Annotated in this window: 41 protein-coding genes; 23 read left to right on the plus strand and 18 right to left on the minus strand. The window is 58.3% G+C overall.

The window, feature by feature from the left end:
- Window positions 1-20 precede the first annotated feature (20 nt).
- The 5 genes from ACVWWD_RS21125 to ACVWWD_RS21145 are packed head-to-tail and all read right to left on the minus strand — an operon-like array spanning window position 21 to window position 4,187.
- On the minus strand, window positions 21-2,063 hold the full coding sequence (locus ACVWWD_RS21125; RefSeq protein WP_457103334.1) for a portal protein: 2,043 nt from the start codon (window positions 2,061-2,063) through the stop codon (window positions 21-23).
- The gene (locus ACVWWD_RS21130; RefSeq protein ID WP_457103335.1) at window positions 2,048-3,361 is read right to left on the minus strand and encodes a PBSX family phage terminase large subunit; all 1,314 of its coding nucleotides are present in this window, start codon (window positions 3,359-3,361) and stop codon (window positions 2,048-2,050) included. The genes ACVWWD_RS21125 and ACVWWD_RS21130 overlap by 16 nt, the downstream gene beginning before the upstream one ends.
- Window positions 3,342-3,623: a hypothetical protein gene (locus tag ACVWWD_RS21135; protein WP_457103336.1), complete on the minus strand. Its 282-nt coding sequence runs from the start codon at window positions 3,621-3,623 to the stop codon at window positions 3,342-3,344. Before ACVWWD_RS21135 ends, ACVWWD_RS21130 begins: the two co-directional genes overlap by 20 nt.
- A gap of 3 nt (window positions 3,624-3,626) precedes the next feature.
- A complete protein-coding gene (locus tag ACVWWD_RS21140) occupies window positions 3,627-3,896 on the minus strand; it encodes a hypothetical protein (protein WP_457103337.1) in 270 nt (89 codons plus the stop codon).
- 12 nt (window positions 3,897-3,908) lie between these two features.
- Entirely contained in the window at window positions 3,909-4,187 is a 279-nt protein-coding gene (locus tag ACVWWD_RS21145) for a hypothetical protein (RefSeq protein WP_457103338.1), read from the minus strand.
- A 134-nt stretch (window positions 4,188-4,321) separates the two neighbouring features.
- Here ACVWWD_RS21145 and ACVWWD_RS21150 point away from each other — a divergent pair, with 134 nt between their 5' ends.
- Window positions 4,322-4,576, plus strand: a complete 255-nt coding sequence (locus tag ACVWWD_RS21150; RefSeq protein ID WP_457103339.1) for a hypothetical protein — start codon at window positions 4,322-4,324, stop codon at window positions 4,574-4,576.
- Window positions 4,577-4,657: 81 nt separating this feature from the next.
- Here the strand turns inward: ACVWWD_RS21150 and ACVWWD_RS21155 are convergent, their stop codons facing one another.
- The 13 genes from ACVWWD_RS21155 to ACVWWD_RS21215 form a co-directional block, all read right to left on the minus strand.
- The gene (locus ACVWWD_RS21155) at window positions 4,658-5,173 is read right to left on the minus strand and encodes a transcription termination/antitermination NusG family protein (RefSeq protein WP_457103340.1); all 516 of its coding nucleotides are present in this window, start codon (window positions 5,171-5,173) and stop codon (window positions 4,658-4,660) included.
- 134 nt (window positions 5,174-5,307) lie between these two features.
- Window positions 5,308-5,556, minus strand: coding sequence for a hypothetical protein (locus ACVWWD_RS21160; RefSeq protein WP_457103341.1), 249 nt, complete (start codon window positions 5,554-5,556; stop codon window positions 5,308-5,310).
- Between the two features lie 60 nt (window positions 5,557-5,616).
- On the minus strand, window positions 5,617-6,111 hold the full coding sequence (locus tag ACVWWD_RS21165; protein ID WP_457103342.1) for a helix-turn-helix domain-containing protein: 495 nt from the start codon (window positions 6,109-6,111) through the stop codon (window positions 5,617-5,619).
- A gap of 2 nt (window positions 6,112-6,113) precedes the next feature.
- Complete coding sequence (locus ACVWWD_RS21170) at window positions 6,114-6,443, minus strand: hypothetical protein (RefSeq protein ID WP_457103343.1); 330 nt, start codon at window positions 6,441-6,443, stop codon at window positions 6,114-6,116.
- Window positions 6,444-6,517: 74 nt separating this feature from the next.
- Window positions 6,518-6,883 carry a RusA family crossover junction endodeoxyribonuclease gene (locus ACVWWD_RS21175; RefSeq protein ID WP_457103344.1) on the minus strand — a complete coding sequence of 122 codons (366 nt, stop codon included), beginning with the start codon at window positions 6,881-6,883 and terminating at the stop codon, window positions 6,518-6,520.
- Window positions 6,880-7,512 (minus strand): hypothetical protein, encoded by a 633-nt coding sequence (locus ACVWWD_RS21180; RefSeq protein ID WP_457103345.1) that lies wholly within the window; start codon window positions 7,510-7,512, stop codon window positions 6,880-6,882. The genes ACVWWD_RS21175 and ACVWWD_RS21180 overlap by 4 nt, the downstream gene beginning before the upstream one ends.
- A complete protein-coding gene (locus ACVWWD_RS21185; protein WP_457103346.1) occupies window positions 7,512-7,706 on the minus strand; it encodes a hypothetical protein in 195 nt (64 codons plus the stop codon). The genes ACVWWD_RS21180 and ACVWWD_RS21185 overlap by 1 nt, the downstream gene beginning before the upstream one ends.
- Window positions 7,706-7,909, minus strand: coding sequence for a hypothetical protein (locus tag ACVWWD_RS21190; protein ID WP_457103347.1), 204 nt, complete (start codon window positions 7,907-7,909; stop codon window positions 7,706-7,708). Before ACVWWD_RS21190 ends, ACVWWD_RS21185 begins: the two co-directional genes overlap by 1 nt.
- A gap of 96 nt (window positions 7,910-8,005) precedes the next feature.
- Window positions 8,006-8,308 (minus strand): hypothetical protein, encoded by a 303-nt coding sequence (locus ACVWWD_RS21195; protein WP_457103348.1) that lies wholly within the window; start codon window positions 8,306-8,308, stop codon window positions 8,006-8,008.
- Between the two features lie 3 nt (window positions 8,309-8,311).
- Window positions 8,312-8,692 carry a hypothetical protein gene (locus ACVWWD_RS21200; RefSeq protein ID WP_457103349.1) on the minus strand — a complete coding sequence of 127 codons (381 nt, stop codon included), beginning with the start codon at window positions 8,690-8,692 and terminating at the stop codon, window positions 8,312-8,314.
- 495 nt (window positions 8,693-9,187) lie between these two features.
- Window positions 9,188-9,412, minus strand: a complete 225-nt coding sequence (locus ACVWWD_RS21205) for a hypothetical protein (RefSeq protein ID WP_457103350.1) — start codon at window positions 9,410-9,412, stop codon at window positions 9,188-9,190.
- Complete coding sequence (locus ACVWWD_RS21210; RefSeq protein ID WP_457103351.1) at window positions 9,409-9,774, minus strand: hypothetical protein; 366 nt, start codon at window positions 9,772-9,774, stop codon at window positions 9,409-9,411. Before ACVWWD_RS21210 ends, ACVWWD_RS21205 begins: the two co-directional genes overlap by 4 nt.
- A 31-nt stretch (window positions 9,775-9,805) precedes the next feature.
- Complete coding sequence (locus ACVWWD_RS21215; protein WP_457103352.1) at window positions 9,806-10,057, minus strand: carph-isopro domain-containing protein; 252 nt, start codon at window positions 10,055-10,057, stop codon at window positions 9,806-9,808.
- 74 nt (window positions 10,058-10,131) lie between these two features.
- On the opposite strand from ACVWWD_RS21215, the gene ACVWWD_RS21220 reads away from it, so the two are divergent.
- The 22 genes from ACVWWD_RS21220 to ACVWWD_RS21325 all read left to right on the plus strand — a co-directional run bounded on the left by ACVWWD_RS21220 (window position 10,132) and on the right by ACVWWD_RS21325 (window position 20,794).
- On the plus strand, window positions 10,132-10,866 hold the full coding sequence (locus ACVWWD_RS21220; RefSeq protein WP_457103353.1) for a S24 family peptidase: 735 nt from the start codon (window positions 10,132-10,134) through the stop codon (window positions 10,864-10,866).
- Between the two features lie 465 nt (window positions 10,867-11,331).
- The gene (locus ACVWWD_RS21225; protein WP_457103354.1) at window positions 11,332-11,508 is read left to right on the plus strand and encodes a hypothetical protein; all 177 of its coding nucleotides are present in this window, start codon (window positions 11,332-11,334) and stop codon (window positions 11,506-11,508) included.
- A 1-nt stretch (window position 11,509) separates the two neighbouring features.
- On the plus strand, window positions 11,510-11,704 hold the full coding sequence (locus tag ACVWWD_RS21230) for a hypothetical protein (protein ID WP_457103355.1): 195 nt from the start codon (window positions 11,510-11,512) through the stop codon (window positions 11,702-11,704).
- A gap of 106 nt (window positions 11,705-11,810) precedes the next feature.
- A complete protein-coding gene (locus ACVWWD_RS21235; protein WP_457103356.1) occupies window positions 11,811-12,026 on the plus strand; it encodes a hypothetical protein in 216 nt (71 codons plus the stop codon).
- Between the two features lie 30 nt (window positions 12,027-12,056).
- Entirely contained in the window at window positions 12,057-12,425 is a 369-nt protein-coding gene (locus tag ACVWWD_RS21240; protein ID WP_457103357.1) for a hypothetical protein, read from the plus strand.
- Entirely contained in the window at window positions 12,425-12,637 is a 213-nt protein-coding gene (locus tag ACVWWD_RS21245; protein WP_457103358.1) for a hypothetical protein, read from the plus strand. Before ACVWWD_RS21240 ends, ACVWWD_RS21245 begins: the two co-directional genes overlap by 1 nt.
- 112 nt (window positions 12,638-12,749) lie before the next feature.
- Window positions 12,750-13,004 carry a hypothetical protein gene (locus ACVWWD_RS21250; protein ID WP_457103359.1) on the plus strand — a complete coding sequence of 85 codons (255 nt, stop codon included), beginning with the start codon at window positions 12,750-12,752 and terminating at the stop codon, window positions 13,002-13,004.
- Window positions 13,005-13,592: 588 nt separating this feature from the next.
- Window positions 13,593-14,102 carry a siphovirus Gp157 family protein gene (locus ACVWWD_RS21255; protein ID WP_457103360.1) on the plus strand — a complete coding sequence of 170 codons (510 nt, stop codon included), beginning with the start codon at window positions 13,593-13,595 and terminating at the stop codon, window positions 14,100-14,102.
- A 50-nt stretch (window positions 14,103-14,152) separates the two neighbouring features.
- Window positions 14,153-14,575, plus strand: a complete 423-nt coding sequence (locus tag ACVWWD_RS21260; protein WP_457103361.1) for a hypothetical protein — start codon at window positions 14,153-14,155, stop codon at window positions 14,573-14,575.
- 53 nt (window positions 14,576-14,628) lie between these two features.
- Complete coding sequence (locus ACVWWD_RS21265) at window positions 14,629-15,033, plus strand: recombination protein NinB (RefSeq protein WP_457103362.1); 405 nt, start codon at window positions 14,629-14,631, stop codon at window positions 15,031-15,033.
- A complete protein-coding gene (locus tag ACVWWD_RS21270; RefSeq protein WP_457103363.1) occupies window positions 15,030-15,203 on the plus strand; it encodes a hypothetical protein in 174 nt (57 codons plus the stop codon). Before ACVWWD_RS21265 ends, ACVWWD_RS21270 begins: the two co-directional genes overlap by 4 nt.
- On the plus strand, window positions 15,203-15,565 hold the full coding sequence (locus ACVWWD_RS21275) for an HNH endonuclease (RefSeq protein ID WP_457103364.1): 363 nt from the start codon (window positions 15,203-15,205) through the stop codon (window positions 15,563-15,565). Before ACVWWD_RS21270 ends, ACVWWD_RS21275 begins: the two co-directional genes overlap by 1 nt.
- Before the next feature lie 14 nt (window positions 15,566-15,579).
- A complete protein-coding gene (locus ACVWWD_RS21280) occupies window positions 15,580-16,158 on the plus strand; it encodes a hypothetical protein (RefSeq protein WP_457103365.1) in 579 nt (192 codons plus the stop codon).
- Entirely contained in the window at window positions 16,155-16,646 is a 492-nt protein-coding gene (locus ACVWWD_RS21285; protein WP_457103366.1) for a hypothetical protein, read from the plus strand. Before ACVWWD_RS21280 ends, ACVWWD_RS21285 begins: the two co-directional genes overlap by 4 nt.
- A complete protein-coding gene (locus tag ACVWWD_RS21290) occupies window positions 16,643-17,416 on the plus strand; it encodes a hypothetical protein (protein ID WP_457103367.1) in 774 nt (257 codons plus the stop codon). Before ACVWWD_RS21285 ends, ACVWWD_RS21290 begins: the two co-directional genes overlap by 4 nt.
- A 43-nt stretch (window positions 17,417-17,459) precedes the next feature.
- Window positions 17,460-17,735 carry a hypothetical protein gene (locus ACVWWD_RS21295; RefSeq protein ID WP_457103368.1) on the plus strand — a complete coding sequence of 92 codons (276 nt, stop codon included), beginning with the start codon at window positions 17,460-17,462 and terminating at the stop codon, window positions 17,733-17,735.
- A complete protein-coding gene (locus tag ACVWWD_RS21300; RefSeq protein ID WP_457103369.1) occupies window positions 17,732-18,217 on the plus strand; it encodes a hypothetical protein in 486 nt (161 codons plus the stop codon). The genes ACVWWD_RS21295 and ACVWWD_RS21300 overlap by 4 nt, the downstream gene beginning before the upstream one ends.
- A complete protein-coding gene (locus ACVWWD_RS21305) occupies window positions 18,214-18,678 on the plus strand; it encodes a hypothetical protein (protein WP_457103370.1) in 465 nt (154 codons plus the stop codon). The genes ACVWWD_RS21300 and ACVWWD_RS21305 overlap by 4 nt, the downstream gene beginning before the upstream one ends.
- Before the next feature lie 193 nt (window positions 18,679-18,871).
- Complete coding sequence (locus ACVWWD_RS21310) at window positions 18,872-19,126, plus strand: helix-turn-helix domain-containing protein (RefSeq protein ID WP_457103371.1); 255 nt, start codon at window positions 18,872-18,874, stop codon at window positions 19,124-19,126.
- Entirely contained in the window at window positions 19,021-20,028 is a 1,008-nt protein-coding gene (locus ACVWWD_RS21315; protein WP_457103372.1) for a tyrosine-type recombinase/integrase, read from the plus strand. The genes ACVWWD_RS21310 and ACVWWD_RS21315 overlap by 106 nt, the downstream gene beginning before the upstream one ends.
- Window positions 20,025-20,267, plus strand: a complete 243-nt coding sequence (locus tag ACVWWD_RS21320) for a hypothetical protein (protein WP_457103373.1) — start codon at window positions 20,025-20,027, stop codon at window positions 20,265-20,267. The genes ACVWWD_RS21315 and ACVWWD_RS21320 overlap by 4 nt, the downstream gene beginning before the upstream one ends.
- A 269-nt stretch (window positions 20,268-20,536) precedes the next feature.
- Entirely contained in the window at window positions 20,537-20,794 is a 258-nt protein-coding gene (locus ACVWWD_RS21325; protein WP_023773728.1) for a PepSY domain-containing protein, read from the plus strand.
- Window positions 20,795-20,856 lie beyond the last annotated feature (62 nt).

The following is a 20,856-nucleotide window of genomic DNA, read 5'->3' on the forward strand; positions in this document are numbered from 1 at the left end:
CCTCTGAACGAGGCTAATAGTCAGGCGTTTGAGCGCCTGGTATTTGCGTTCTGTGCGGCGATCTCGTTCGCGCGCTGCTTGATGGCCAATTGCTGCATGGCGATGGCGTTCTTCTCATGCGCCAGTTCCAGATCCATCTGGTTCTTCTGCTGCTGCATCATCAAATCAGCCACCTTGGACTGAGTGTCGATCTGTGCGCCCTGCTGCTTGGCCTGCACATCCACCTGCTTGCCGGCGATAGCGATCTGGCCTTTTTGCTGCTCAAGCTGCATCTTCTGCTCTTCAGGCGTCGGCGGCTTTGGCTGCTGAGCGGCTTGCTGTGCCTTCTGCTTCAGCTTCTCCACCAACGATGCGGGGAGCGGGCTGATGGCCAGCAATTCAACGGCAACGTCAGGCGTGATCATGTCCTTGATCATTGGCATCAACTGCATGAGAATCTGCCAGGTACGATCCTTCTCGTTCGGGCTCGACGGGCTGTCATCAACGATGATGTCATACTCGGCACTCGCCACCGCTTCCTTGGTCAGCGGCACGTATTGCTTCATGTCGTCGCCAACGATGCGAACCAGGCGCCCATCGGCCAGATGGTTCTGGATCAGGAACAGCATTACGCGGCCCTGACGCTTGCGATACCGGCGCAGCGAGTTGAACAGCGGCGCCAAAAGGCTCAGGGACGACTGCCTGCGCTGATATTCCAGCACGCCGGCCTGATCGACCTCACGCGTCCCAATGAACTCAGGCGATAGCCCTGTGACCTGTGAAATCGATTCCTGTGATGTCTCGTAAAGGGCAAAGAAGCCCTGCGGAAACTGCGCGGCGGGTTTTGGCAGCACAAGCGGGCTGTTCCCCGACAGCGCGCCCTTCTTCATCCATGTAATGGCGTCGGTCTTGGCCCAGCTTTCCTCAGCCTGGCGCTCGCTTTCAAAAGCGCCCTTTTCCGCCATGATGCCGCCTTTTGACTGGCTGTTCATCAGGAACATGACTTGGCTTAGGAACTTGTTGGCCCAGCGCTGGGGGTCTTTGGCGGCCCTCACAATGCCGTAAAACTGGTTCTTGCCCTCATCATGAAAGCCCGTGATGCATTCCCAGCCGAAATAGCCCGGAGGCACCATGGGCTTGTCAGGGGAGCCAAGAATCTCTGCACCAATGAAGGCACGGCGAAGCACCTTGCGTTGCTGGCGGACGACCTTGAAGCCAGGAATATTCTTCTGGATCAGCTTGACCTGAGCGTCAGCGTATTCCCGCATTTTCGACGGGTCGTTTAGATCCATGCCGCGATAGTAGGTCTCGCGCTCGAACCAACGAGCTTCGACCACACAGCATTTCTTGCCTTCGTAGCTGGATTCGTCGTCGGAGCCTTCGGCCTCGCCGTACATGTTCTCTTCGGTCTGGTCCTTGACCTCGCCATCCTGGCTGATGCCCTTGGCCCACGCGGCGTGGAGCTTGGACTTGTCCTTCTCGCCGGTCAGTTCAACGGCTGCATCATAGGAAATCTCCCTGACGCGATACATGCGGTTGGCATCGGCAAGGTTTTCCTTGACCGAGCCGCAATCCCAGACCATTTCCATAGGGTCCATGCGTTCGATTTTCGGGGCGCCATCCGGCTGCTCCTCGAAATCAAGGCGCGTGTCGGTCCAGCCCATGCCGGCAATCGTGCAATCCTTGAAGCCTGTCGATTCCTCGTCTTCAGCGCCGCATTCGTCACGAAACCACTCGGCGCCAGCCGTCAGGACTTCATTCGCAAGAGCGTCACCCTGTTCACGCGGGATATAGCGAACCTCGCGGCGATTGTTGATCTCCGAGCCAATGACAGCATTGACCAAGGGAGCAACGCGGTTGAAGGTGACGACAGGCCGCATTTGATTGCGCAACTGAATCTTGTCGTTCTCATCCCACTGGTCGCCATTGTAGAAGCGATAGTCCTCGCGGGCTTCCTTGCGCCATGAAGAGGCATGGACGATGTCCTGCTTGAACCAGCCCTTCAGCTTGAGCAGAAGCGCGTCTGTGTCCCCGCCCTCCGCTTTCGCTTCGGTGCTGTAATCGTCGTTCATGCAGCCATCCATCCAGTCTTGCGGGGCGACGAGTCGTAGGCATCCCGGCGCTCTTTGATGGCCGGGGCTTCGTAAGCCACGCACATCAATCCAAATGCATCGGCACCATGGGACGACCAGTCATGCTCAGGCCCAAGGCCCACATCGCGGTCGTCGTCTGATTTCTTCTCGTGATACCAACCCAAAGCCTCACGGCCGGGCTCGGTTGTTTCGGCATTGAACCAGATGGCCGGGAAAATGCGCCTGACCGCCTCGATACGCATCTTGGCAGCACCGGCTCCCTGGTTGGGGATAACATCCACGTCGAACCCGGCGTCTTCCAATGCTGACTGCCAGCTGGCATCAGCTACGGGATTGACTGGGGCGCCATCGTGCGGGAGAACACATGTGGCCTTCTCGTACTTGCGCTCTCTGAGCCAACTGACGTGCGCTGCAAGCGGTTGGCCTTGCGCCTCGTAATAGTCAAGTATGCGGATTTCCTTGCCGATGAACTGGGCGATCCAGATCGCAGTGGCGTCGGACTTCATCCCGCGCCCGCCAAGATCCCAGAAAGCCTTGATCGACATCAACGGATCGGCAGCAACGCGCCCTATCCTGCCTTCATGCTTGGCCAGGTTGAGCGAAGCGGCGAAATAGGCGCCCTCGATCGCTGTGACGAACCCACCTTCCCAGATATGGTCGTAACTGTCGGGGCGCTCGGTCTGGTCCTTTGTACGAGCTCGCTCTAGAATGGCTGGGAACCACGGGTTATCCCGCCAGTTCATCTCCACCATCTTGGTGCGAATGTCGTTCGTCAGGCGAAAGCGCTTGTGAGTTGCGCTGTTCTTGCGCCTTGGGTTCCATGTGACCCAGAGCTCGCTGTCTTCCTCGCGTAGCGTCGGAATGAGCGTTTGCCAGGCTTCTTCGGTTACAGGCTCAGCCTCATCCACCCAGCACAAGAGAATGCGCGCCTTCGACTTGATGCTGGCGATGTTCCGGTCCAGGCCTGCGAACTTGTATGAAACGCGCCCGTCCTTGGTGCGAATGTATTTCTCGCCTATCTCGAACTGGTCAGCCAGCCATTGTTCGGACTGGATTGCCGCCTTGATCTCCTCAAGCGAGGAATCGTCCAGCGAGTTCATGAACTGGCGAGCGCATAGGATAATGCCTTCCCTGCCAGCCTTACTCCACATATAGGCCCGGATCGCCGTCATCTTGGCGAATGTGCGTGTCTTGGCTGAACCGCGCCCACCATATGAACCGCGAACGTCAGCCTCGCCTTCAAAGATCGGGATTAGCTTCGGAGGAAGCTCAATCTGCGCTGTTGACACGCGGTGCCACCAGTTCGATGCGCGTAATTAGTTTGAGCGGATTGTCCGGGTCGCCCGCAATCTGCGTGGGCAGCACCTTGCCAAGGAGCGCCATGAACGGGCCTGGATTCTCTTTGGCCTGCACAGTGAGGTAGCCAACCAGCCCGCCCTTGTCAGCAGCCTCTGCGGCTTGCAGGATGGCATCCTTGAGCAGAGCGGTGGTTTTGTTCGGCGTTCCCTTCGCCCGACCCGTCTTTGCCCTGTCCAAACCTACTTTAGGCATAGATCAGCCCTCGATACCCGTTTCCATCGAGTATTCGACGCTGTTCGTGAATGCCGTGCAATTCAGGCGAATGGCAGCCATGGAAAAGTTGTCGATCGTGGAAACGTTGTCTGCCGTAATGGCAGTGGTGCGCTTGATCCAGGCGCCGGAGGGCATCTGCTCTTCGATATCGACGGAGGCGGTACCAGAGAAGTCCATCTTCACCTTGATCTTGCGGCCAACGATAGCGGCTGTGGCGCCAGTGCCTGAGATCGTGCCAGCGACAGTTGTCATCGGCGTTTGTCCTTACGCAGCCATCGGGGGAAGCAGTGCGGTCAACACATCGATGGGGCCTTGAGCCTTGGCTTCCATGTCTGCTTCAGCCGACTGGGCGGCGGCGAGATCGGCCTTCGCCTGATCCAGCGCGGCTTTGTCCGCTGCATGGGCTTCCTTTTCGGCAGCGAGATCAGCCTGGAGCTGCGCGACCTGTTCAGCAGCACCGGTATCGACTTCGGCGGCGACGCTCTGGACGAGGGAGGCGATTGTATCGAGCTTGGCCGAGAGGCCGGAGAAATCAACGGGCATGGGTTTTGTCCTTTTGGAAAGCCATCGGAGGAATTTGCAGTTCATTGAAGCGGGACCACGCCATCCAGATCTATGCCGGCAATCTCGTATGCGGCTTTGATCGATGGATCGTTTGAGAGACGCGCATATGCCTGGTGAACGCCAGCTATGACATCGAGCATGTGGTCTATGCCGTGCTTTGCCGCGAAGTCCGCGCATTGCTCGACAAGGACAACGCCTTCTGCCATGTCTGTGATCTGGCGGGGTTCAGCCATTGGTGGCTTTCTGTAGGGCTTTGCCGGCGGCGATCCATGGATCAGCGCTTACCCGAAGGCGATGCCATTCTTGGCGACGCACGAGGCCGGCAAACTGTGAATTTTGGCAATATGAGGCTATGGCGCGGGGTGTGAGGTTCCCGCTGATTGCACCGGGACGTGTCCCCGCCGCGCGCAAATCACCTTGGGAGAAATTAACCACTGTCCGGTTAATAGTCAAGCGGCATCCGCAACCAATTGAACGGCATCCATAGGCACGGAGACCTCGGCCTCCAAACTGGCAAGGAATACCCTGAGTTGCCCCTTGCGGCCGGGGCCAATGGTGGTGGCATAGCGGCCCTCCCCGTGCCCCTTCATGATCTCGACAAGGCTTCCGGCAGGGAACACCTTGGCAGCGCGCTTGCGGGTTAGCTGGCGCGCCTTGGCGGCTCTCTCTTCCACCAGTCTTTCGAATTGCTGGTCCGCCTCGGCTTCCATCGTGCGCAGCAGCAGGATATCATCGATCCTTATGGGCATGGGCTTACCCATCGACCGCACGACGCTGGCAACACCGGGCGTTTCGTCAAGGTCTGCCCAACGTTCCACGTCCTGCACGAACACATAGCCGAGAAGCAGGGCGAAGCGGCGGGGCTTCCACAGGTCTGTCTTTTTCCGATCGCGTACAAGGCGCCTTTCAACCGGCATGTAGTGGATGAAACCGGCATTGGATAGCGAACGCTCGATGGCTGACACGTCAGGGTCCAGGCTGGGGACGATCCTATAGCCCTTGCCTCTGGGACGCCCGTCCGCACCCAGCGGTGTCGGTTCCACAACGTACTCGCGTTGCGGCATCTGGGCACCTGGGGCAGTTCTGATGGCGTACCACGTCATGCACCATCCTCCGCCAAAATCACTTCGATCATGGTTTTGAACGCTCGGCTGGCTTCGGAGGATTTCAGGCCAGAAACTTCAGAGCCAGCCATCCACATTTCTGGCGACGGTTCCAGAAGTGCCTGTAACGCGGCTCTTGCCAATGGCGCATAGCCGAACATCAAACCGCCCGGTCCCTCGCGATACCAATCATCGTCGTTGGCTTCGCAGATTGCATGGGCGACCTCTTCGAATTTGCTGGCCATGTTCTGTTGTCCCTGCGTTGGCCCTTGAACTATAGCCGATTTTCGTTCATAATCAAAGCGTTAAGCAGCAATTCCACCGGCTTTCTTGGCCATCACCTGAAGCGCGTGAAGGATCGAGGTGTGATCTCGCTTGAAGACTCTGCCCAACTGTGTAAGCGACAGATGCGGATGCTCATTCCTGACCGCGACGATGGCATCGAACCTTGCTTCCACGGCCTGCCGATCACGACGCCCGCTAAGTATCGCGGCAACTGGAATGCCATGAACGGCGGCGACGTTGGTGATGATCCCGAACGCCGGTATTTTCCTTTCCGGCACTGGAAACTCTTCAGGCGGGCAATAGGGCACCGCGTTTTCCGCAGCCTGCCGTTCCATCTCGGACCTGTGACGCTCTTCCATTCTTGCCACCCATGCTCTTGCCTGTTCGCGGCGAATGCGTTCGGACTCGATCCGCTTATCTGCCCTCATCTGTGCGACCGTTCGGACAATCACCGTGGATTCCGTAAACTTTGGCCGCGCATTGCGCATGGTGCGCTCACTGCATGCAAAAAACATACTCAACTCTCCTGCTGTTTCAGCTCCCAGTCCCGGAGGAACTTCGGCTTGTAGGTGGATACGGGCTTGATGGGGACGACATTGGTGGCGCGATCGGCAAGCTTCGCCTGGTACTGGCGTTCCTTGTCGGCGCCATCTTCATAGGCGCCGCGATTTAGCCATGTCATTGCGTGGCATTTGATCAGCTTGCCGTCATAGCCGGTCTCCTGCTGACCTCCAGAGCGGATGAACCATGCGGCGCCATCCACGATGTCCTGTGGGTCTGCACCGCGCTCCTCGACATGCCGGAAGAACTCGTCGCGAGCTGACCCGCGTCCGTCGTTCTTGTGCATGTGCGGCATCCAGATTGCCCAGAACGCTCGGAACTCGTCTGTCTCGTCTGCTTTGGTTGTTGGTCGTGCGCGTCTCATGCGGCCAAAGCCTCCTCTGCTTGCTGGATGATAACGACGCATTCGTCAGCCATCCCGGCGTCCCAATTCATCATCAGCAATTCGCATCCGCTGTCGTCGGCAACCACGCCATGAGCAACGAGCAGATCCGAGACGCACTTTTCGTAATTACCCAGGTCACGCGATCGCTTCAGATCAGGTCGGCGAAGGCAGATGCGAAGCGAGTAGTTCTTGAAGCCAACTCGGTGGCTGTCCTTGATCCGAACCCCCGCCAGCGTCTCCCATGCCTTGTAGGCTGGCATCTTGTGGCGCCCGCGCTTATTGCCTCCGTTGCCGTAGGCGCTATTGACAGACGGAGGGAACGGCAAGGAAATGCGGATCATGCTGCCGCCGCCCTCGCCTGCTGCGCCGATTGTGCGATGCCTATAAGCAGGTCGCGGAATGGCTCGGGCGTGGCGTTGCGAATGCGCGTCTTGTCCTTGCCGCCAACCATCGCCATCATGCCGATGCGCCGAGCCTTGGCGTAGCCATGCCGTTCGAGCGCCACGGGGTGAATGCGCTGTTCGCCCGGTCCCCAGATCAGCGATGGCAGATCGACGCCGTGGGCGTAAAGCCAGGTACCCTTGCGGGACATGTGGCCGTAGTGCCCTTGCTCGACGTAGCAGGTCCAGCCGCCTTCGAAGTCCGCCGCGACCCATCCGCCGCTACGAGGCGGAGCGTTCAGGCGGAACGCTTTCCATGCGTGGGAACCTTCAGGATGCTCCAACACGCCGCCCCAGAGACGGACAGCGGATAGAGCTGCGGCAAAGCACCCGCCATCATCGCCTAGCTTGTACTGATGGGGCTTGTTCGGCGCGCCGTGCCAGTAACGGCCCCAGCGTTGGCATGGCGGATGTCCAACCACGGGCCACGGTCCAGCATAGGCTCGCGCGTCGCGCGGCTCATCCCATGGATCGACGCCGGCCAGGTTGAAGTAGCTGCCACCGGTCTCGACATAGAGCGCCGCGATCATCAGCCCCACACCTGATAAACCGCATACCCAATCCCGCCGACAGCAGCCCATGCTATTATGGAAAGGCTGATAATGATCAGGCCGGGATAGCGGGTTTCAGTGTCAGGCTCGTAGGGTTCGTAGAAGCCGCTTTCGGAGAGGATGAAAATTCCTTGATCCGTGGCAATGTGAACTGGCTTGGAGTGAGCGTTCATCAAAGCTTCTCCGCTTGCTCAACGGTAAGCGATGGCTCCCGATGCCTGTTCAGAGTGACCACGGCGTCGACAAGCGTCCGCCAATCCGGCCCGCGCTCTACGATATCCTCCAGTTCGCGGAGTTCTTCGATGTCATGGTGGACATCTACCGGCCCCGCGTCGGCTCTGTAGGTCAGGACTACGTTGCAGCGTGGTTCGCGCATCCAAGCGTTCCTTCTTTTTTGGGTAAACTGACGCGGTGAATTTCGACTTTGGGCGGCCAGACAGAAAGCTTTTGGCCGTGTACCTTTTGCCGAAGCTCATGGGTCACTCCCATCAGCGAGGTGAGGTGCCATCTCTGCTTCGACCGGCCCCTTCTCTGGAGCAGGGCGCAGCACGATCATGGTGCTCTTGTCGCCGCCGGTATTGCCGCCGTAGGCGCCGGACTGCCAGTAAGGCGTGTACCGCGCATAACCGCCCTGGCAGTCGTAGAACGATCCCTTTGCCAGCGTCATGGCGCGGCTGCCATCATGCAGCTTTCCAAGAATTGCCGTCTCGGTGTCGCTCTCCGGTGTGAGAACGATCTGCTCCAAGCCGTCTTCGATGTAGAGGGCGATTTTCATTGGTCATCCCCTCCGGTCAGTTCCGGTGCGATCGCCTCGGCCCATTCCGCTCGTCGCTGACCGATACGCATCCATCTGCGGGCCATGGAAATCCTGATCGACTGCGGCAAGAGCGGTCTCAAGAGACGCAAGACGGCTACGAAGGGCTTTGTATTCATTACGGGCTTCCTCGATCTTGGCCTGCCGCAAGGCGTCCTTTTCCTCTCCATCGACGCGAGAGGCTTTGCCCTCCCACAACTGGCGGATGCGGCGAAGTTTCAGTTTCTTCTGAACGCGTCCCTTCATGAAGTCATAAGCCGCAATCTGCGCTGCTTTGACGCTCCCATACCGTCGAGGATCAAAGACCTCCGGCAAGTTATCCTGCATGAAAACCGTGTCACTCATTGACTTACTCTTGTCATCCTTTGACAGCACTTTGTCCGTTCCTTCTGCCATGTTGCTCGTCATGAGCACACGCAACGAAAGGAATTGGCGCGAAGAAGAGACTCTTGAAGCGGCCGCTCGTAGGCTCTTGGCGGAGTGGGATGAGCGGATAGCTAGGAAGAAGGCTGCGGAGCGCCTTGAAGCCTCCGCGCAAATTGAAGATCCCCGACAGTATGTCCCTGCTGGTCGGGAGAAGGCGGCGGAGCCAATCGGAGGCGCTAACGTAAGGTGTCCAGCGCTCGACGGGTTGGCTCCGCCAGTTGCCACCGCAGGGGAGGATGTTCGCGGCGGATGGGGGTGCGGGCAGGTTGTAGACAATCGAAAATGCCGGCCCTTGGAGGGAGTCCAGGGAAGCTCTATCGCCTGCCCGCTCACCGATGCGGATACGATAGCCAGCGGGTTTTCCGTGCCGGATCTGAACGGCAAGGCGCATCGGAGGGGTTGAGAATGATTGGGTCACAGTTGCTGCGCCGCCTCCAATGTGAGGTCTTTGCGCTCGGCTGGCCTGTTGAGCGTGACCGTGCAGCGGATGATGGTGTCCCAATGGGGACCGCGCTCGATCAGTTCATGCAGATCCTCGATTTCCTCGAACAGGTGTTCGACATCCACGAAGTTGCCGGCCTCCATGCGATAGAGGATTACGGCCTTCCAGCGCGGCTGATGGTTGTCGTTCGCGCTCATGGCTCACCTGCTGGATTGGGGGTGCCGCACGGTGTGGGGGGTGGAACACCGTGCGGCTTCGCTGCCTGGGAGGGTGTTTCGGGCAACGAATGAGGAATATCTTGGGAAAGAACGTCGCGAGCGTCGTTCAAAACGCTTTCGAGAAGCAGGTCGTCATGCTCTGTCGGGTGTTCGAAATCGACGCACAGAAGCATCCTGACGACTTCTATGGCGGGTTGGCAGCGCTCACGCTCGGCAAGGATGGCGCGGGCTATGAGTTGCGTCGCCTCTCGCACTCGGCTCATCGCGGAGCCGTCTACTTGGCGATGCAAAGCGATCACATGATTTGCGGCGCGTTGAATGTCTTCCGGAATCGCGCTCATGATGCACCCACTTGTGAGGACCGATGGCTGATCATGCTGCCGATTCCTCGGCCTCGACCGCGTGGTCGTTGAGGAAGTCGGCTAGGGAAAGCTTGATGCCTTCCGCCTGCGCAGCCTCGATACAAAGCGGCCAATGGTCCTGCGGGATGCGCCCGCGAACCCGCCAACCCTGCACGGTGCTGACCGATAGCCCGTCAGGCTTTTTCACGGTCTTGATCTTGCTCGCGGTCTTAGCCAGGCCACCGAGTTTTCCGATCACATAGTCAGCTGGGGAGAGGAGCATTCGGGCGTTCCGTGCATCAGTCATGTTTTCTATATACGCATTTTGCGTACACGCTGTCAACGTGGAAAACGTAGATGACTAATGGTCTTGTGCGTCCGATGGACAGCAGCCCGGAATCAATAGCGAGTCGCATGCGCAAACTGCGTGAGCGCACCGACTTGTCGATTGACGATATGGCGAAGGCCATGGGCTACGCCGGGGCATCCAGCATCCAACGCTATCTCGACCCCGGCAAACTGAAACCTGGTTACCTCAAGAGGGATTTTGTGGCTAAGGTTGAGAAAGTGTTACTAGGAAAGGGGAACCCACCAATCACAAGGCCTGAGATATGGGAGCTCGCTGGGCCGGAATTCAATTTCGGCAAGTTAGAGCCCGCTAATGCTGTGGTTATCTCACAGAATGTTACTTCCGTACATAAGATCCCTGTGTATGGTAGCGCAGTGGGCGGAGTGGATGGCGAATTCGCCATGAATGGAGGCATTTTGTACGAGGTGGCCGCGCCACCGGTACTGACCAACGTATCCGGTGCATATGCAGTGCAGATCTCTGGCGAATCAATGGAACCGCGTTACTTCGATGGCGAAGTGGTTTTCGTAAATCCGCATAGGCGGGTCGTAAAAGGCGACTTCGTTATTGCACAGATCAAAGTCGAAGAGGATGGCCCTCCCCTGGCGTTCGTGAAGCGGTTCGTTCGTCACAACGCCGTCGAGCTGGTCTTGCAGCAATACAATCCGGCTAAGGAAATCCGTTTTCCTCACGATCAGGTGGAGTCAGTTCACTTCATCACGATGGGTGGTTCTAACTCTTAAGGTTCTGACCGTTGGAGAGCCCTGAACTCCGGACATAGGACGACTAAGCCCCGCGAAAAAAGCGAGGTTAGCCCCTATGCCGGAAGTGATCTTGACCGCCGGAGCCGCCCGTCACCCCATCCTCCTTGGTCGTACAACAGCGCCAAGGATCAACCGCTACTTCTCGGCTCTCTGGTAAGAACCGGCGACGCCCCTTCGGTCTTAGGACTGGGGTTGCACTTTGTCGCGCCCAATGGTAATGCATAAGCCGCTGCTTATACGGCGGTGGTCGCCATTGTCTTCAACCATGGACCTGTCGGCCCCGACCACACTTCAGAAGCCCCGGCTCATCGCTGGGGTTTTTCTGTTTTAGCCGATGCATACGTAAAAAGTCAATACGCCATACTTTTTTTGCGTATCTGCTATTGCGTTCATACGCGAAATGCGTATTATGGTTTCCAGAGACAAGCACTGGAGACGACGCAGATGTTCATCGACGCAAACACCACCCGCACCGAACTCGAAGATGCGATCTGCTGCACGAACGGCCTCTACGAACAGTTTGACGAGCAGAAGTTTCTGGGTGGCGGCTACACGACCGACGAGCTTCGCGACATGATTTGCGACTGGATCTCGGCTGGCGACGAATGCAAGGCGGCCTGAGATGCCCAAGGTCACCGACAAGGTTTTGGACGTCCGCTTCGGCGCAATCTATCGCTTCGCTGCCAAGACCGGGATGTCCCAACTGGCGGTTGAGGCTCTTCTTGCCCAGCGCGCCGCGATGTCCACCAAGGACGCCATCCAACTCGCCGATCACTGGTTCACCACCGAGCCGCTACGCAACCATATCGGCGACTGAGGTCAGCGCAGGAAAGCATTCGGGGTGGAGGGCCTGCGCCCCTGTGAAGCCCCAGCCAATTTCAGCCCATCCCCCTTCATTCAAACACCGCATCTGGAGAAACGACATGAACGCCGAACCGAGAGACTGCGAAGCATGTGGTGGCTCTGGAGAAGTCGTCTTCGGCATCTGGGTTTACGAGCATGGATGCGGCTTTGGCCATGAAAGCTCCGATGCCCGCCCCTGCGAAGAATGCCACGGGACGGGCCTGCTGAAGCCGCCAGCAATCACGACCAATCGTACCACGCAGGATCGTATCCCTGACGATGACCTGCCGTTCTAACCCAATTCCCCAACACCGAGGCCGAAACCCATGAACGCGCACAGCCAGATCACCGACAACTGGTCCATGGAATATCAGTTCGAGCAGATCGAGATCGAGGAAGACGGCATCCACTTTGGCTCCTTCGACGGCACCGCCGAACTCGGCATCAACGATCCGCGCGATGGTGACTTCTACGTCAAGCACCTGGCCATCAACGGCCAAAAGCGGGAGCGCCAGACGCTTAAAGGCTACAGCCTCTCGATCATGAAGCGCACCGACGCTGTGCTGCTCATCCGGCGCCCTGCAGGCGATGATCGGACATTCCGCGCCCATTTGTTCCGGGCAATCGAAAAGGCGCTGTACGCCAGCCGTGATGCTCAGGAGCGGTTCGCCAGTGAACTGGAGGACGCGGCGTGATGGATCACATGAGCGCCATGTACGCCGCCGCGCTGGCGCTGGTTGAGCGGAAGATCGTGACCAGCCATGTGTTCCCGCCGATCCCGATCCGCTCGCACGACTGGTGCGCCTACTTCGATGATCTCGGCGCGGATTGCTCGCCCTATGGCTGGGGACGCACAGAGGCCGAGGCCAAGTCCGACTTGCTCGACAATTACGGGGATGGCGAGTGATGAACACCGTGCTCGACGCCGCCACCAACTACCTAGCAGACCACCACCGTATCACGGCTGCCGTACTGGTCACGCTGATCTATGGGGCGTGCTGGCTCGATCGGTGCCTCCCATGAACCAGGTCGTCCACGTCCAATTCCTCGAAACGGCTCTGGCTTACTTCAATCTCAGTCAGACACAGCGCCGTCTCGCCCATGAAGTCCGCCGCGAAGCCTTCGATTGGGAAGCGCGCGGGCACTACCAGAATTTCGCAAGCTGCATGCTTGAAGGCCGCCGGCTTTGGCGAGACTCCATTTGGCATTTGCAACGGGCAAGAATGAATTCTGAACGCGCCAAGGTTCGTGTTGATCAAGTAGGTGCGTCATGACGGGCGGGTGCTCGATCGAAGGCTGCGGCAGGCCGATTAGCGTTAAATTACGCGGCTGGTGCGAGGCGCATTATTCACGCTGGCGCCGGTATGGAGACCCTTTGGCAGGAGTAACTCCAAACGGTGAACCGCAGCGTTTTTATAATGAAGTAGTCCTTACCTTTACGGGAAGCGATTGCCTGACATGGCCATACGGAAGGGACAGCCACGGATACGGCAGGATGAAGCGCAATGGCCGGCCCACCCTTGTATCAAGAATTGTTTGCGAAGAGGTCCACGGAGCGCCTCCATCGCCCAGCCACGAAGCAGCTCACTCGTGCGGCAACGGCCATCTCGGGTGTGTCGCGAGCGGCCATTTATCTTGGAAGACCACGAAGGAAAACGCGGCGGATCGCATAGTCCACGGCACGCACCGAAGCGGTGAACGGCATGGCAGGGCCAAGCTGACGGAATCTGACGTTCACAAGATACGAGCGCTTAAAAATGTGGCGGTGACACAACTTGAGACCGCCAAGCGCTTTGGCGTTTCAAGGGCGACGGTCTGGTCAATCCAAAATGGCCAAAATTGGGGATGGTTGGAGGCGAGTCATGACCGATAAATATTTGTACTTGGACGCAAATTTTGTGCGCGCCGAAATTGCCAAGCTGATCGCGTCCAATCCTGAATTGGAAGAAGACGAAAGCTTGAGATCAGACATGATCGACGGCGAGACCAACGCCACCAGGATCATCGAGCGGGCGCTGGCAGAGCAGCAGGGCGCCGAAATGATGGTTGGCGCGGTCAAGGCTCGCGAGATCGATCTGGCAGCCCGCAGAGGCCGCTACGAGCGCAAGAGCGAGGCCATGCGGTCGCTTATCAAGTCGATCATGCGCGCGGCGAAGCTGGACAAGATCACGCTTACGGAAGCGTCCCTGAGCCTCACCAAGGCCCGCCAGACGGTAGGCATCGAGGACTTGGACCAACTGCCGCAAGGCTATTTCAAGACCACCCGGCAGGCCGACAAGGCCGCCATCAAATCAGCCCTTGAACAGGGCGAACAGATCCCCGGCGCATTCCTTGTGACGGGCGATATGGGTCTCACGATCCGCACCAAGTAGCAACCGGCCGCAGCAAAGGCACAGGCCAAAACTCACAGGAACCCACTCTAATGAACATCAATGAAGCATTCCCCAGCAAATACCTGAAGGCATCTGACATTCCCGAGGAAGGCCAGAGCGTCGTGATTTCGGCTATCGAGGAAGAGGAAGTCGGCAAGGACAAAGAAGTCCGTCCGGTCCTCTACTTCGAAGGCGAGGACAAGGGCATCATCCTCAACAAGACCAATGCCACCAATATCTCGAAGCTCTACGGCTACGAGACTGACGATTGGGTCGGCAAGAAGGTGCAGCTTGGCACAGCTTGGGTCGATTTCCAGGGCCAGTCTGTTGAGGCTATCCGCGTCTACCCGCCAAAGCGCCAGTCGCCTAACGCACCCCTGAGCAACAAGGCTGCACCGCGCAAGGACAAGGAGCTTTCTGAGTTCGGCGCCCGCGAGTTCGCCCCGCTCGATGATGATTCTATCCCGTTCTGATCGCAACCAGCTAAGCCCCGGTCGCAAATGGCCGGGGCGGGAAGGCGGATAAAATGACCAGAGCAACCGTAATCATCAACACCGACGCCGACCGCGAGAAGATCGCCAGATGGGCGCGCGGTGTTCCGTTCCTGACCCGCGTTGAGTTCAAAGAGATCAAGCGCACCCTGCCGCAGAATGATCGCATGTGGGCGATGCTCACCGACGTTTCCCGGCAAGTCCTTTGGCACGGCATCCGCATGTCTGCGGACGATTGGAAGCTGGTTTTCATGGACGCGCTCAAGCGTGAGTTGCGCATGGTTCCAAACCTTGAAGGCGACGGTTTCGTGAGCCTCGGGCGTTCGTCGGCAGACCTCTCGATTGAGGAAATGACCGGCATGATCGAACTGATTTTCCAGTTCGGTGCAAATCGCGGCGTCGTGTTCAAGGAACCCGAAAAGAAGGATCTTGCAGCATGAGTACCCGTGTCTATTGGCGGCGCGCGCATCCCGTCCGTTTGCCCGACAAGATCAACACACCACCGCACTTGGAGCTACTGGCAGCCTATAGACGAGATCAGGCAATGGCAGAGATAGAAAGGGAACTGGCTGCTGCGCTTGAATGGGATTTTCGGCAGGAGCCGCGCTGATGGCTCGCAAGGAATTCCCCCGCAAGGTCAAAGCCGCCGCCATTGCCCGCGCTGCCGGTCACTGTGAGCGCTGCAAGGCCGTTCTCAAGGCTGGCGGTGCCGAGGTCGATCATATCCTTGAAGACGCTCTAGGCGGCGAGCCTGTGCTGGCGAATGCACAAGTCTTGTGCCGGCCTTGTCATTCGGAAAAGACAGCCGAGCGCATTGTGAAGATCCGCAAGGCTGACCGCGCCCGCGACAAATTCAGCGGTGCAATCCGTCCAAAGCAATCGATCAAATCCGCGCCGTTTCCCAAGCCAGATCGCCCCGCCCCCAAGCCCATGCCAGCCCGCCGTTCGCTTTACGCAGTTCGGCTACCTTGAAGGGAATAGAGAAGATGCCTACAGGATACACCGCAGCCGTAGTGGACGGCTCAATCACAACCCTTCGCCAGTTTGCACTACAATGTGCGCGCGGCATGGGCGCCTGCATCAATATGCGTGATGATGCTTGGGATGCACCAATCCCCGAGCGGTTCGAGCCGTTGACAAAATTCTATGACGAGGGCTTGGCCAAGGCGCGAGAAGTGCTGGCGACGGTGCCGAACTACACCCCCGAGATGTGCGAAAACATGGCGGCAGCCGAATGGCTGGAGGCTTCCGACGCGCACCACAAATACGAAAGCGAACGCATCGAACGCAACCACCGCTGCCTCGACATGCGGGCCGCTGTCATGGACTGGCAGACTGAGGCTGAAGGCATCAAGGAATTCATGCTCCAGCAGCTTGGCGTGACGTTGGACGACTATCCGTCTGAGCCGCCGAAGAAGATGGCCGGCGCCGAATGGCGCGCCGACAAACTGGCGAAAGCCGAGCGTGACCTTGCCTACCACGAAAAACATCGGGCCGAAGAGATTGAACGAACCGAGGCCCGCAACCGCTGGCTTGCCGCACTCCGCGCGAGTCTCCCCCAATGAGCCAGAACCCGAAGCACCCGGCGCGCTTGTGGATGTCATTCGCCGACTGTGGTGAATTCCAGCCCCTTCACATTCGGCAATGGCAAAGTACACCGTTTGATGGCGGGTTTGAATATGTTCTCTCCGCCAGTCAGGAAGCAGCGGCACCGAGCGAGGAGCCGGTAGCGCCCGCTCCGAAAATCTACGGTGAGGAAGGCGAGTTTGTCATCTGCTGGCCGGGCAGGATCACGATATCAATTTCGGAAGGCGATGCTGGCTACGCGTTCGAGCGAGATGGCAAGTTCATCCCGGGCAAGTACGACATCTACGGAGACCCGATCAACGCAGCGCAGGAAATATCAGACGCTGTCGCAGCACTCGCTTCCCCCGCTGTCGCACCGGTAGCGTGCAAGCGCTGCAAAGGCACCGGCACCGTTGCTGACTACGTTGGCGACGACATGCGGTGCGTCGAAGTCGAGTGCGATCTATGCGCGAGGAAACAGCCATGAAAATCGAAGTGTGCAACGGCAGCGTTGGCATCGCTCTCTACGTCGATGACGTGCGGGTTGCCGGACCTCGCCACAACGGCTTGATGACGACGCTGCTATCTGCAACGGTCGAAGCCCCCGCTGTCGCACCGGTAGCGGTGAGCGTGAAGCCCTATGCGGAAACTGCCATTCGCAAGGCCGTCTACGACGTTCTGCGCACTAACGAATGGCCGATATACCAAATGGCCGACGACCGGGGCCTTGATCGTAGCGAGTATGCCGACTTCGCGATTGAAGTCTTGCGCATCCTCTCTTCCATCATCCCGGCCACCAAGGGTGGGGAAGTGGTGACGGAAATACTCGATGCGCGTCAGAAGCGAGCAGAAACACTGCATGACATGCTGCTCGAAGTTCGGGAGGCGCTCCGCGCAAAACTCAACCCAGACACGCCGGCTGAAGAACGAGCAGTCTATGAAAAACTCAACGCGGCTCTCTACGTGCTTCGCGGCGATCCATTCGACATTCATATGCGAGCCGCCCTTTCCGCCCAAGATACGGACGGGGTTTGCCCAATCTGTCGATCTGATTGCGCCAGCGCAAACCCTCCTGTGTACGATTGTCCGATGCGGCCCAACCCAGCCCCAAGCGTCGAAGAGATAGCCGAAGGCCTATGGCAGACCACGCTTGATGCGATTTGCGACGGGGTGCGGACTGGTTCCGCTCCCGACGCCCAAGATACTGACAGGGTGGCGAGGCCTGAAACTCCTTCGGAAAACCCCACAAATCGTTGAAGCGAAACAGACGTTATGCTACTGTTTTTCAAAGGAAAAAGCAATGAAAAACGAACTTTGGTGGGTAAGCGTAGGCGGCACAACTTGCGAGCCGGCGCGCGTGGTCAAAGATGGTAAGGAGCAGACGGTTTTCACCATCGGCTGTCCAGATGGAACATTGATGGCGCCCGATTGCGGCATTGAGCTAGTCGAGATCATCGCGAAGGCAGATGTCCCGTTGACGCCGGAAGGCTCAAAACGGGCTGAGCAAAACTGGCGCCGCAAGATGGCGAGAGACCACAAGGCTGGCCTGCACCACGGCTACAGGAGGTTTGATTGACCCCCACCCAACCCACAGCCACCACTACGGAAGTCAGCGAAGCGGCGAAGGCGCTGGTCGAGAAGCTTCACCTGATCCACGCCGACCCTGCGTTCCAAAGCGTGTGGACGCTTTCCCACCTCCACTGCGGACCATACACCGGGCAACAATACGCCGATGAACTTGCCGCCCTTGAAGCAGCCCTCTCCACCGCACCATCAGGGGATGGAGTACCAGGCATGGTGCAGACGCGCGAGGTGTTGTTCTTTGCCAGCTATTGCGGGAATGACAACACGGCGTGCTCGGAGGCGCGACCTTGCCCCGCATGCTTGGGGATGAGCAATGTCTACCGCATCCCGGCTGATGCCAAAATTGAATACGTCCGCGAGTTATCACCGGACTGGCTGGGCAATAAGCATCTCGACAAGCTGACCGCGAGGCAGATCGGAAAGGCACCAAAGGCGCTTGACGCTGCTCTATCTCAGAGGGGGGCGGAGAAATGAGCCGGCACCCCATCATCGAAAGCATTAGAGCCGATATTGACGGTCTCGACTTCGCGGACGACGAAAAGCGCCAAGATGCCGAGGACAGCATTATATGCACCGTCCAGACGCTTATTGATCGCTTCGCCTCCAAGGATACAGCCCTTGCTGAGATAAGGGCGGAACGCGAAGCCTTCGAAAAGGACTGCGAGTATTGGTCCAGCGAGACTGCCAGGGTATGCGGCGAGGCGTCAACGCTTGCCGCCGAACTGGAGCGTGAGCGCGAACTGAAGGACCACGCTCGCAAATGCTGTGATGCCGCCGAATCCGAACTGGCGCGGGTAAAGAAAGCGCTGGAGCCTTTCGCCGCGCTCAACGTACCCGCCGCCACCAAATGGACGTGCGGCACGTTCATGATCGAACACGACGATATCCGCGCCGCCTCCCGAGCACTCTCTCAGGATGGGGAGGAACGGTCGTGAAGCGAGTTATCGAACTCCGGCTGTCCTATTACCAGAACCTGGAAACAGGGCTTGTTCGCTCGTTTCTGTCGCCACCAAAGCGCGGAAAGTGGGAGTTGACGAGCCGCCGTGCCACGCCGCATCCAAAGCTGCCTGTCGTCTCCACCTCTACACGTGAGGGGGATACCAAGTGACTGCCCAAGGAGCAATGAGAATGCCGAACGTGTTTTCACCGCGCACCCTTGCCGATTCCTGGGGTTGCTCCGAGCGGCAAATTCGGAACCTAATCAATGCCGGCCAGTTGCGCGCCTTTCGAGTGGGGAAGCTACTGCGCATAGAGCCAAAAGCTGTGGAGGACTACCTATGCCGAAATACCGTCTCGGACGACTTAGAGGCGAATATGTCGCCGTCTTCTACGACGCAGCCGGCAAACGTCACCGCAATACGCTTGGCACAGATAACAAGATAGCCGCTGCGGCTGCAATTGACAAGCTCAATGAGCAAGAAGAACGCAGGCCGGGTCAGACCGTTCAATCGCTTTGGGACGCATACCGCGAAGAGAAAAAAGGTCGCCGCATTGCCGAAAGTATGATAACTACTTGGAAAGCTTTGAAGGGAACATTCGGTGAGCGAGAAGCTGAAGGAATCGGTCAAGAGACTTGCTCAGGATATATTTCCGCCCGACGCGCGCTTGGACGTAGGGACGGGACGATCTGGACCGAACTCAATCACCTTCGCATTGTCCTATCATGGGCCGGAAAGCGAAATCGACTTGATCGAGTCCCGTTTGTCCAAATGCCTCCAAAGCCTAGCCCAAGAGACAGGTGGCTCACTCGGGAAGAAGTGGGACGGCTTAAAAACGGTGCCACCGCAGAACACGTCAGACTCTTCATCATCCTAGCCATTGCGACCGGTGGGCGCAAAGAAGCTCTTCTTACGTTGAAATGGGATCAAGTGGATTTCGTGCGCGGCATCATCCATCTGGACGACCAGAAGGCACCCCACAAGCGCAAGGGCCGCGCGTCGGTGCCGATGAACCGGACAATCCTCGCCGCGCTCAGAGAGCAGCGCAAGGCCGCCCTGAGCGACTATGTGATTGAATGGAACGGGCAGCCGGTGAAGTCGGTCAAGCGCTCGCTGGCGAAGACGGCAGAGAAGGCAGGACTGGCAGACGTGACAGCGCATGTGTTCCGCCACAGCGCGGCCATTTGGATGGTCTCAGACGGCATCCCTATGGCAATGGTCGCGCAATACCTGGGTCACTCGGATGACCGGATCACCCAGCGTGTCTATGCCCGTTTCGCACCATCACACATGCAGACGGCTGCGGACGCTCTCAATTTGGATCTGGATGAGGTGAAGGTATCATGAACAAAGTGCCGACAGATGACATCTTGAGAACTGCCCTTGCAGTCGTCATGGACAATCGCGGCAATCCGATGGTCATTGATGTTGCCGACGCTATCAACGCCGAGCGGGAGCGGTGCGCCAATATCGCTCTGGCAATCAACAGCGGACGTGGCAACGAAATGCTGATTGCATGCGCGATCATGTCTGGCGAGGGTGTTCCCTCTGGTACGACCGAACCAGCCCCCGTGCCGAAAGCGTGAACAGATGCGCAACCATTCCGCAAATGACGCAGAAGAAACCCACGATTTCCGCTCTTTCCGGGGAGGGATTACATTTCACACGGGTGGGGTCGCAGGTTCAATCCCTGCATCGCCCACCATATTTGCTGAACATCACATCGGCAGCTACAGCCCGTCTTTTCCCTTTGGCGCGGGGCCTTTCTGCACAGGCGCTCAACGCCGGGACACCCACGTGCGGAACAAACCTGCATGACAGCGAGTTTCCTTGCGTCGAAACTTGAGGGAAAACCATGTCCAGATTTCTGCTTGCGGCCTCCGTCGCCGTTCTTTTCGCCGCCGGACCCGCCTTTGCCGCGGATGAAACTGCACTGCCGCCACCCAATGCCAAGAAGCTGTCGGAGATCATCGCCAAGGTCGAGCAGCGTGACGGGTTTCGCTACGTGAAAGAGGTCGACTGGGACAAGGACGGCTACACCGTCACCTACTATACCTCGGACAAGGCGAAGGTCGAAATCGTCTTCGATCCTGTGACGGCCGAACCAAAATAAGGTTCGTAGGACATCCCCGTCGCGAATGCGCTGCGTCCGCGTATTCTCAAAGACGAAACCAG

This window comes from Mesorhizobium sp. URHB0026 (assembly GCF_054059755.1).

Coding starts and splice junctions, on each gene's coding strand:
- ACVWWD_RS21160 (WP_457103341.1), bottom strand. CDS start 5,556: ATGGCCAGCAAATTCGAAGAGGTCGCCCATGCAATCTGCGAAGCCAAC.
- ACVWWD_RS21290 (WP_457103367.1), top strand. CDS start 16,643: ATGAAAATCGAAGTGTGCAACGGCAGCGTTGGCATCGCTCTCTACGTC.
- ACVWWD_RS21205 (WP_457103350.1), bottom strand. CDS start 9,412: ATGAGCGCGAACGACAACCATCAGCCGCGCTGGAAGGCCGTAATCCTC.
- ACVWWD_RS21245 (WP_457103358.1), top strand. CDS start 12,425: ATGGATCACATGAGCGCCATGTACGCCGCCGCGCTGGCGCTGGTTGAG.
- ACVWWD_RS21325 (WP_023773728.1), top strand. CDS start 20,537: ATGTCCAGATTTCTGCTTGCGGCCTCCGTCGCCGTTCTTTTCGCCGCC.
- ACVWWD_RS21230 (WP_457103355.1), top strand. CDS start 11,510: ATGCCCAAGGTCACCGACAAGGTTTTGGACGTCCGCTTCGGCGCAATC.
- ACVWWD_RS21170 (WP_457103343.1), bottom strand. CDS start 6,443: ATGCACAAGAACGACGGACGCGGGTCAGCTCGCGACGAGTTCTTCCGG.
- ACVWWD_RS21220 (WP_457103353.1), top strand. CDS start 10,132: ATGACTAATGGTCTTGTGCGTCCGATGGACAGCAGCCCGGAATCAATA.
- ACVWWD_RS21250 (WP_457103359.1), top strand. CDS start 12,750: ATGAACCAGGTCGTCCACGTCCAATTCCTCGAAACGGCTCTGGCTTAC.
- ACVWWD_RS21215 (WP_457103352.1), bottom strand. CDS start 10,057: ATGCTCCTCTCCCCAGCTGACTATGTGATCGGAAAACTCGGTGGCCTG.
- ACVWWD_RS21125 (WP_457103334.1), bottom strand. CDS start 2,063: ATGGATGGCTGCATGAACGACGATTACAGCACCGAAGCGAAAGCGGAG.
- ACVWWD_RS21175 (WP_457103344.1), bottom strand. CDS start 6,883: ATGATCCGCATTTCCTTGCCGTTCCCTCCGTCTGTCAATAGCGCCTAC.
- ACVWWD_RS21285 (WP_457103366.1), top strand. CDS start 16,155: ATGAGCCAGAACCCGAAGCACCCGGCGCGCTTGTGGATGTCATTCGCC.
- ACVWWD_RS21145 (WP_457103338.1), bottom strand. CDS start 4,187: ATGCCCGTTGATTTCTCCGGCCTCTCGGCCAAGCTCGATACAATCGCC.
- ACVWWD_RS21225 (WP_457103354.1), top strand. CDS start 11,332: ATGTTCATCGACGCAAACACCACCCGCACCGAACTCGAAGATGCGATC.
- ACVWWD_RS21310 (WP_457103371.1), top strand. CDS start 18,872: ATGCCGAACGTGTTTTCACCGCGCACCCTTGCCGATTCCTGGGGTTGC.
- ACVWWD_RS21140 (WP_457103337.1), bottom strand. CDS start 3,896: ATGACAACTGTCGCTGGCACGATCTCAGGCACTGGCGCCACAGCCGCT.
- ACVWWD_RS21190 (WP_457103347.1), bottom strand. CDS start 7,909: ATGCGCGAACCACGCTGCAACGTAGTCCTGACCTACAGAGCCGACGCG.
- ACVWWD_RS21275 (WP_457103364.1), top strand. CDS start 15,203: ATGGCTCGCAAGGAATTCCCCCGCAAGGTCAAAGCCGCCGCCATTGCC.
- ACVWWD_RS21135 (WP_457103336.1), bottom strand. CDS start 3,623: ATGCCTAAAGTAGGTTTGGACAGGGCAAAGACGGGTCGGGCGAAGGGA.
- ACVWWD_RS21180 (WP_457103345.1), bottom strand. CDS start 7,512: ATGATCGCGGCGCTCTATGTCGAGACCGGTGGCAGCTACTTCAACCTG.
- ACVWWD_RS21185 (WP_457103346.1), bottom strand. CDS start 7,706: ATGAACGCTCACTCCAAGCCAGTTCACATTGCCACGGATCAAGGAATT.
- ACVWWD_RS21240 (WP_457103357.1), top strand. CDS start 12,057: ATGAACGCGCACAGCCAGATCACCGACAACTGGTCCATGGAATATCAG.
- ACVWWD_RS21305 (WP_457103370.1), top strand. CDS start 18,214: ATGAGCCGGCACCCCATCATCGAAAGCATTAGAGCCGATATTGACGGT.
- ACVWWD_RS21195 (WP_457103348.1), bottom strand. CDS start 8,308: ATGAAAATCGCCCTCTACATCGAAGACGGCTTGGAGCAGATCGTTCTC.
- ACVWWD_RS21295 (WP_457103368.1), top strand. CDS start 17,460: ATGAAAAACGAACTTTGGTGGGTAAGCGTAGGCGGCACAACTTGCGAG.
- ACVWWD_RS21210 (WP_457103351.1), bottom strand. CDS start 9,774: ATGAGCGCGATTCCGGAAGACATTCAACGCGCCGCAAATCATGTGATC.
- ACVWWD_RS21270 (WP_457103363.1), top strand. CDS start 15,030: ATGAGTACCCGTGTCTATTGGCGGCGCGCGCATCCCGTCCGTTTGCCC.
- ACVWWD_RS21165 (WP_457103342.1), bottom strand. CDS start 6,111: ATGTTTTTTGCATGCAGTGAGCGCACCATGCGCAATGCGCGGCCAAAG.
- ACVWWD_RS21255 (WP_457103360.1), top strand. CDS start 13,593: ATGACCGATAAATATTTGTACTTGGACGCAAATTTTGTGCGCGCCGAA.
- ACVWWD_RS21200 (WP_457103349.1), bottom strand. CDS start 8,692: ATGAGTGACACGGTTTTCATGCAGGATAACTTGCCGGAGGTCTTTGAT.
- ACVWWD_RS21280 (WP_457103365.1), top strand. CDS start 15,580: ATGCCTACAGGATACACCGCAGCCGTAGTGGACGGCTCAATCACAACC.
- ACVWWD_RS21320 (WP_457103373.1), top strand. CDS start 20,025: ATGAACAAAGTGCCGACAGATGACATCTTGAGAACTGCCCTTGCAGTC.
- ACVWWD_RS21315 (WP_457103372.1), top strand. CDS start 19,021: ATGCCGAAATACCGTCTCGGACGACTTAGAGGCGAATATGTCGCCGTC.
- ACVWWD_RS21260 (WP_457103361.1), top strand. CDS start 14,153: ATGAACATCAATGAAGCATTCCCCAGCAAATACCTGAAGGCATCTGAC.
- ACVWWD_RS21235 (WP_457103356.1), top strand. CDS start 11,811: ATGAACGCCGAACCGAGAGACTGCGAAGCATGTGGTGGCTCTGGAGAA.
- ACVWWD_RS21265 (WP_457103362.1), top strand. CDS start 14,629: ATGACCAGAGCAACCGTAATCATCAACACCGACGCCGACCGCGAGAAG.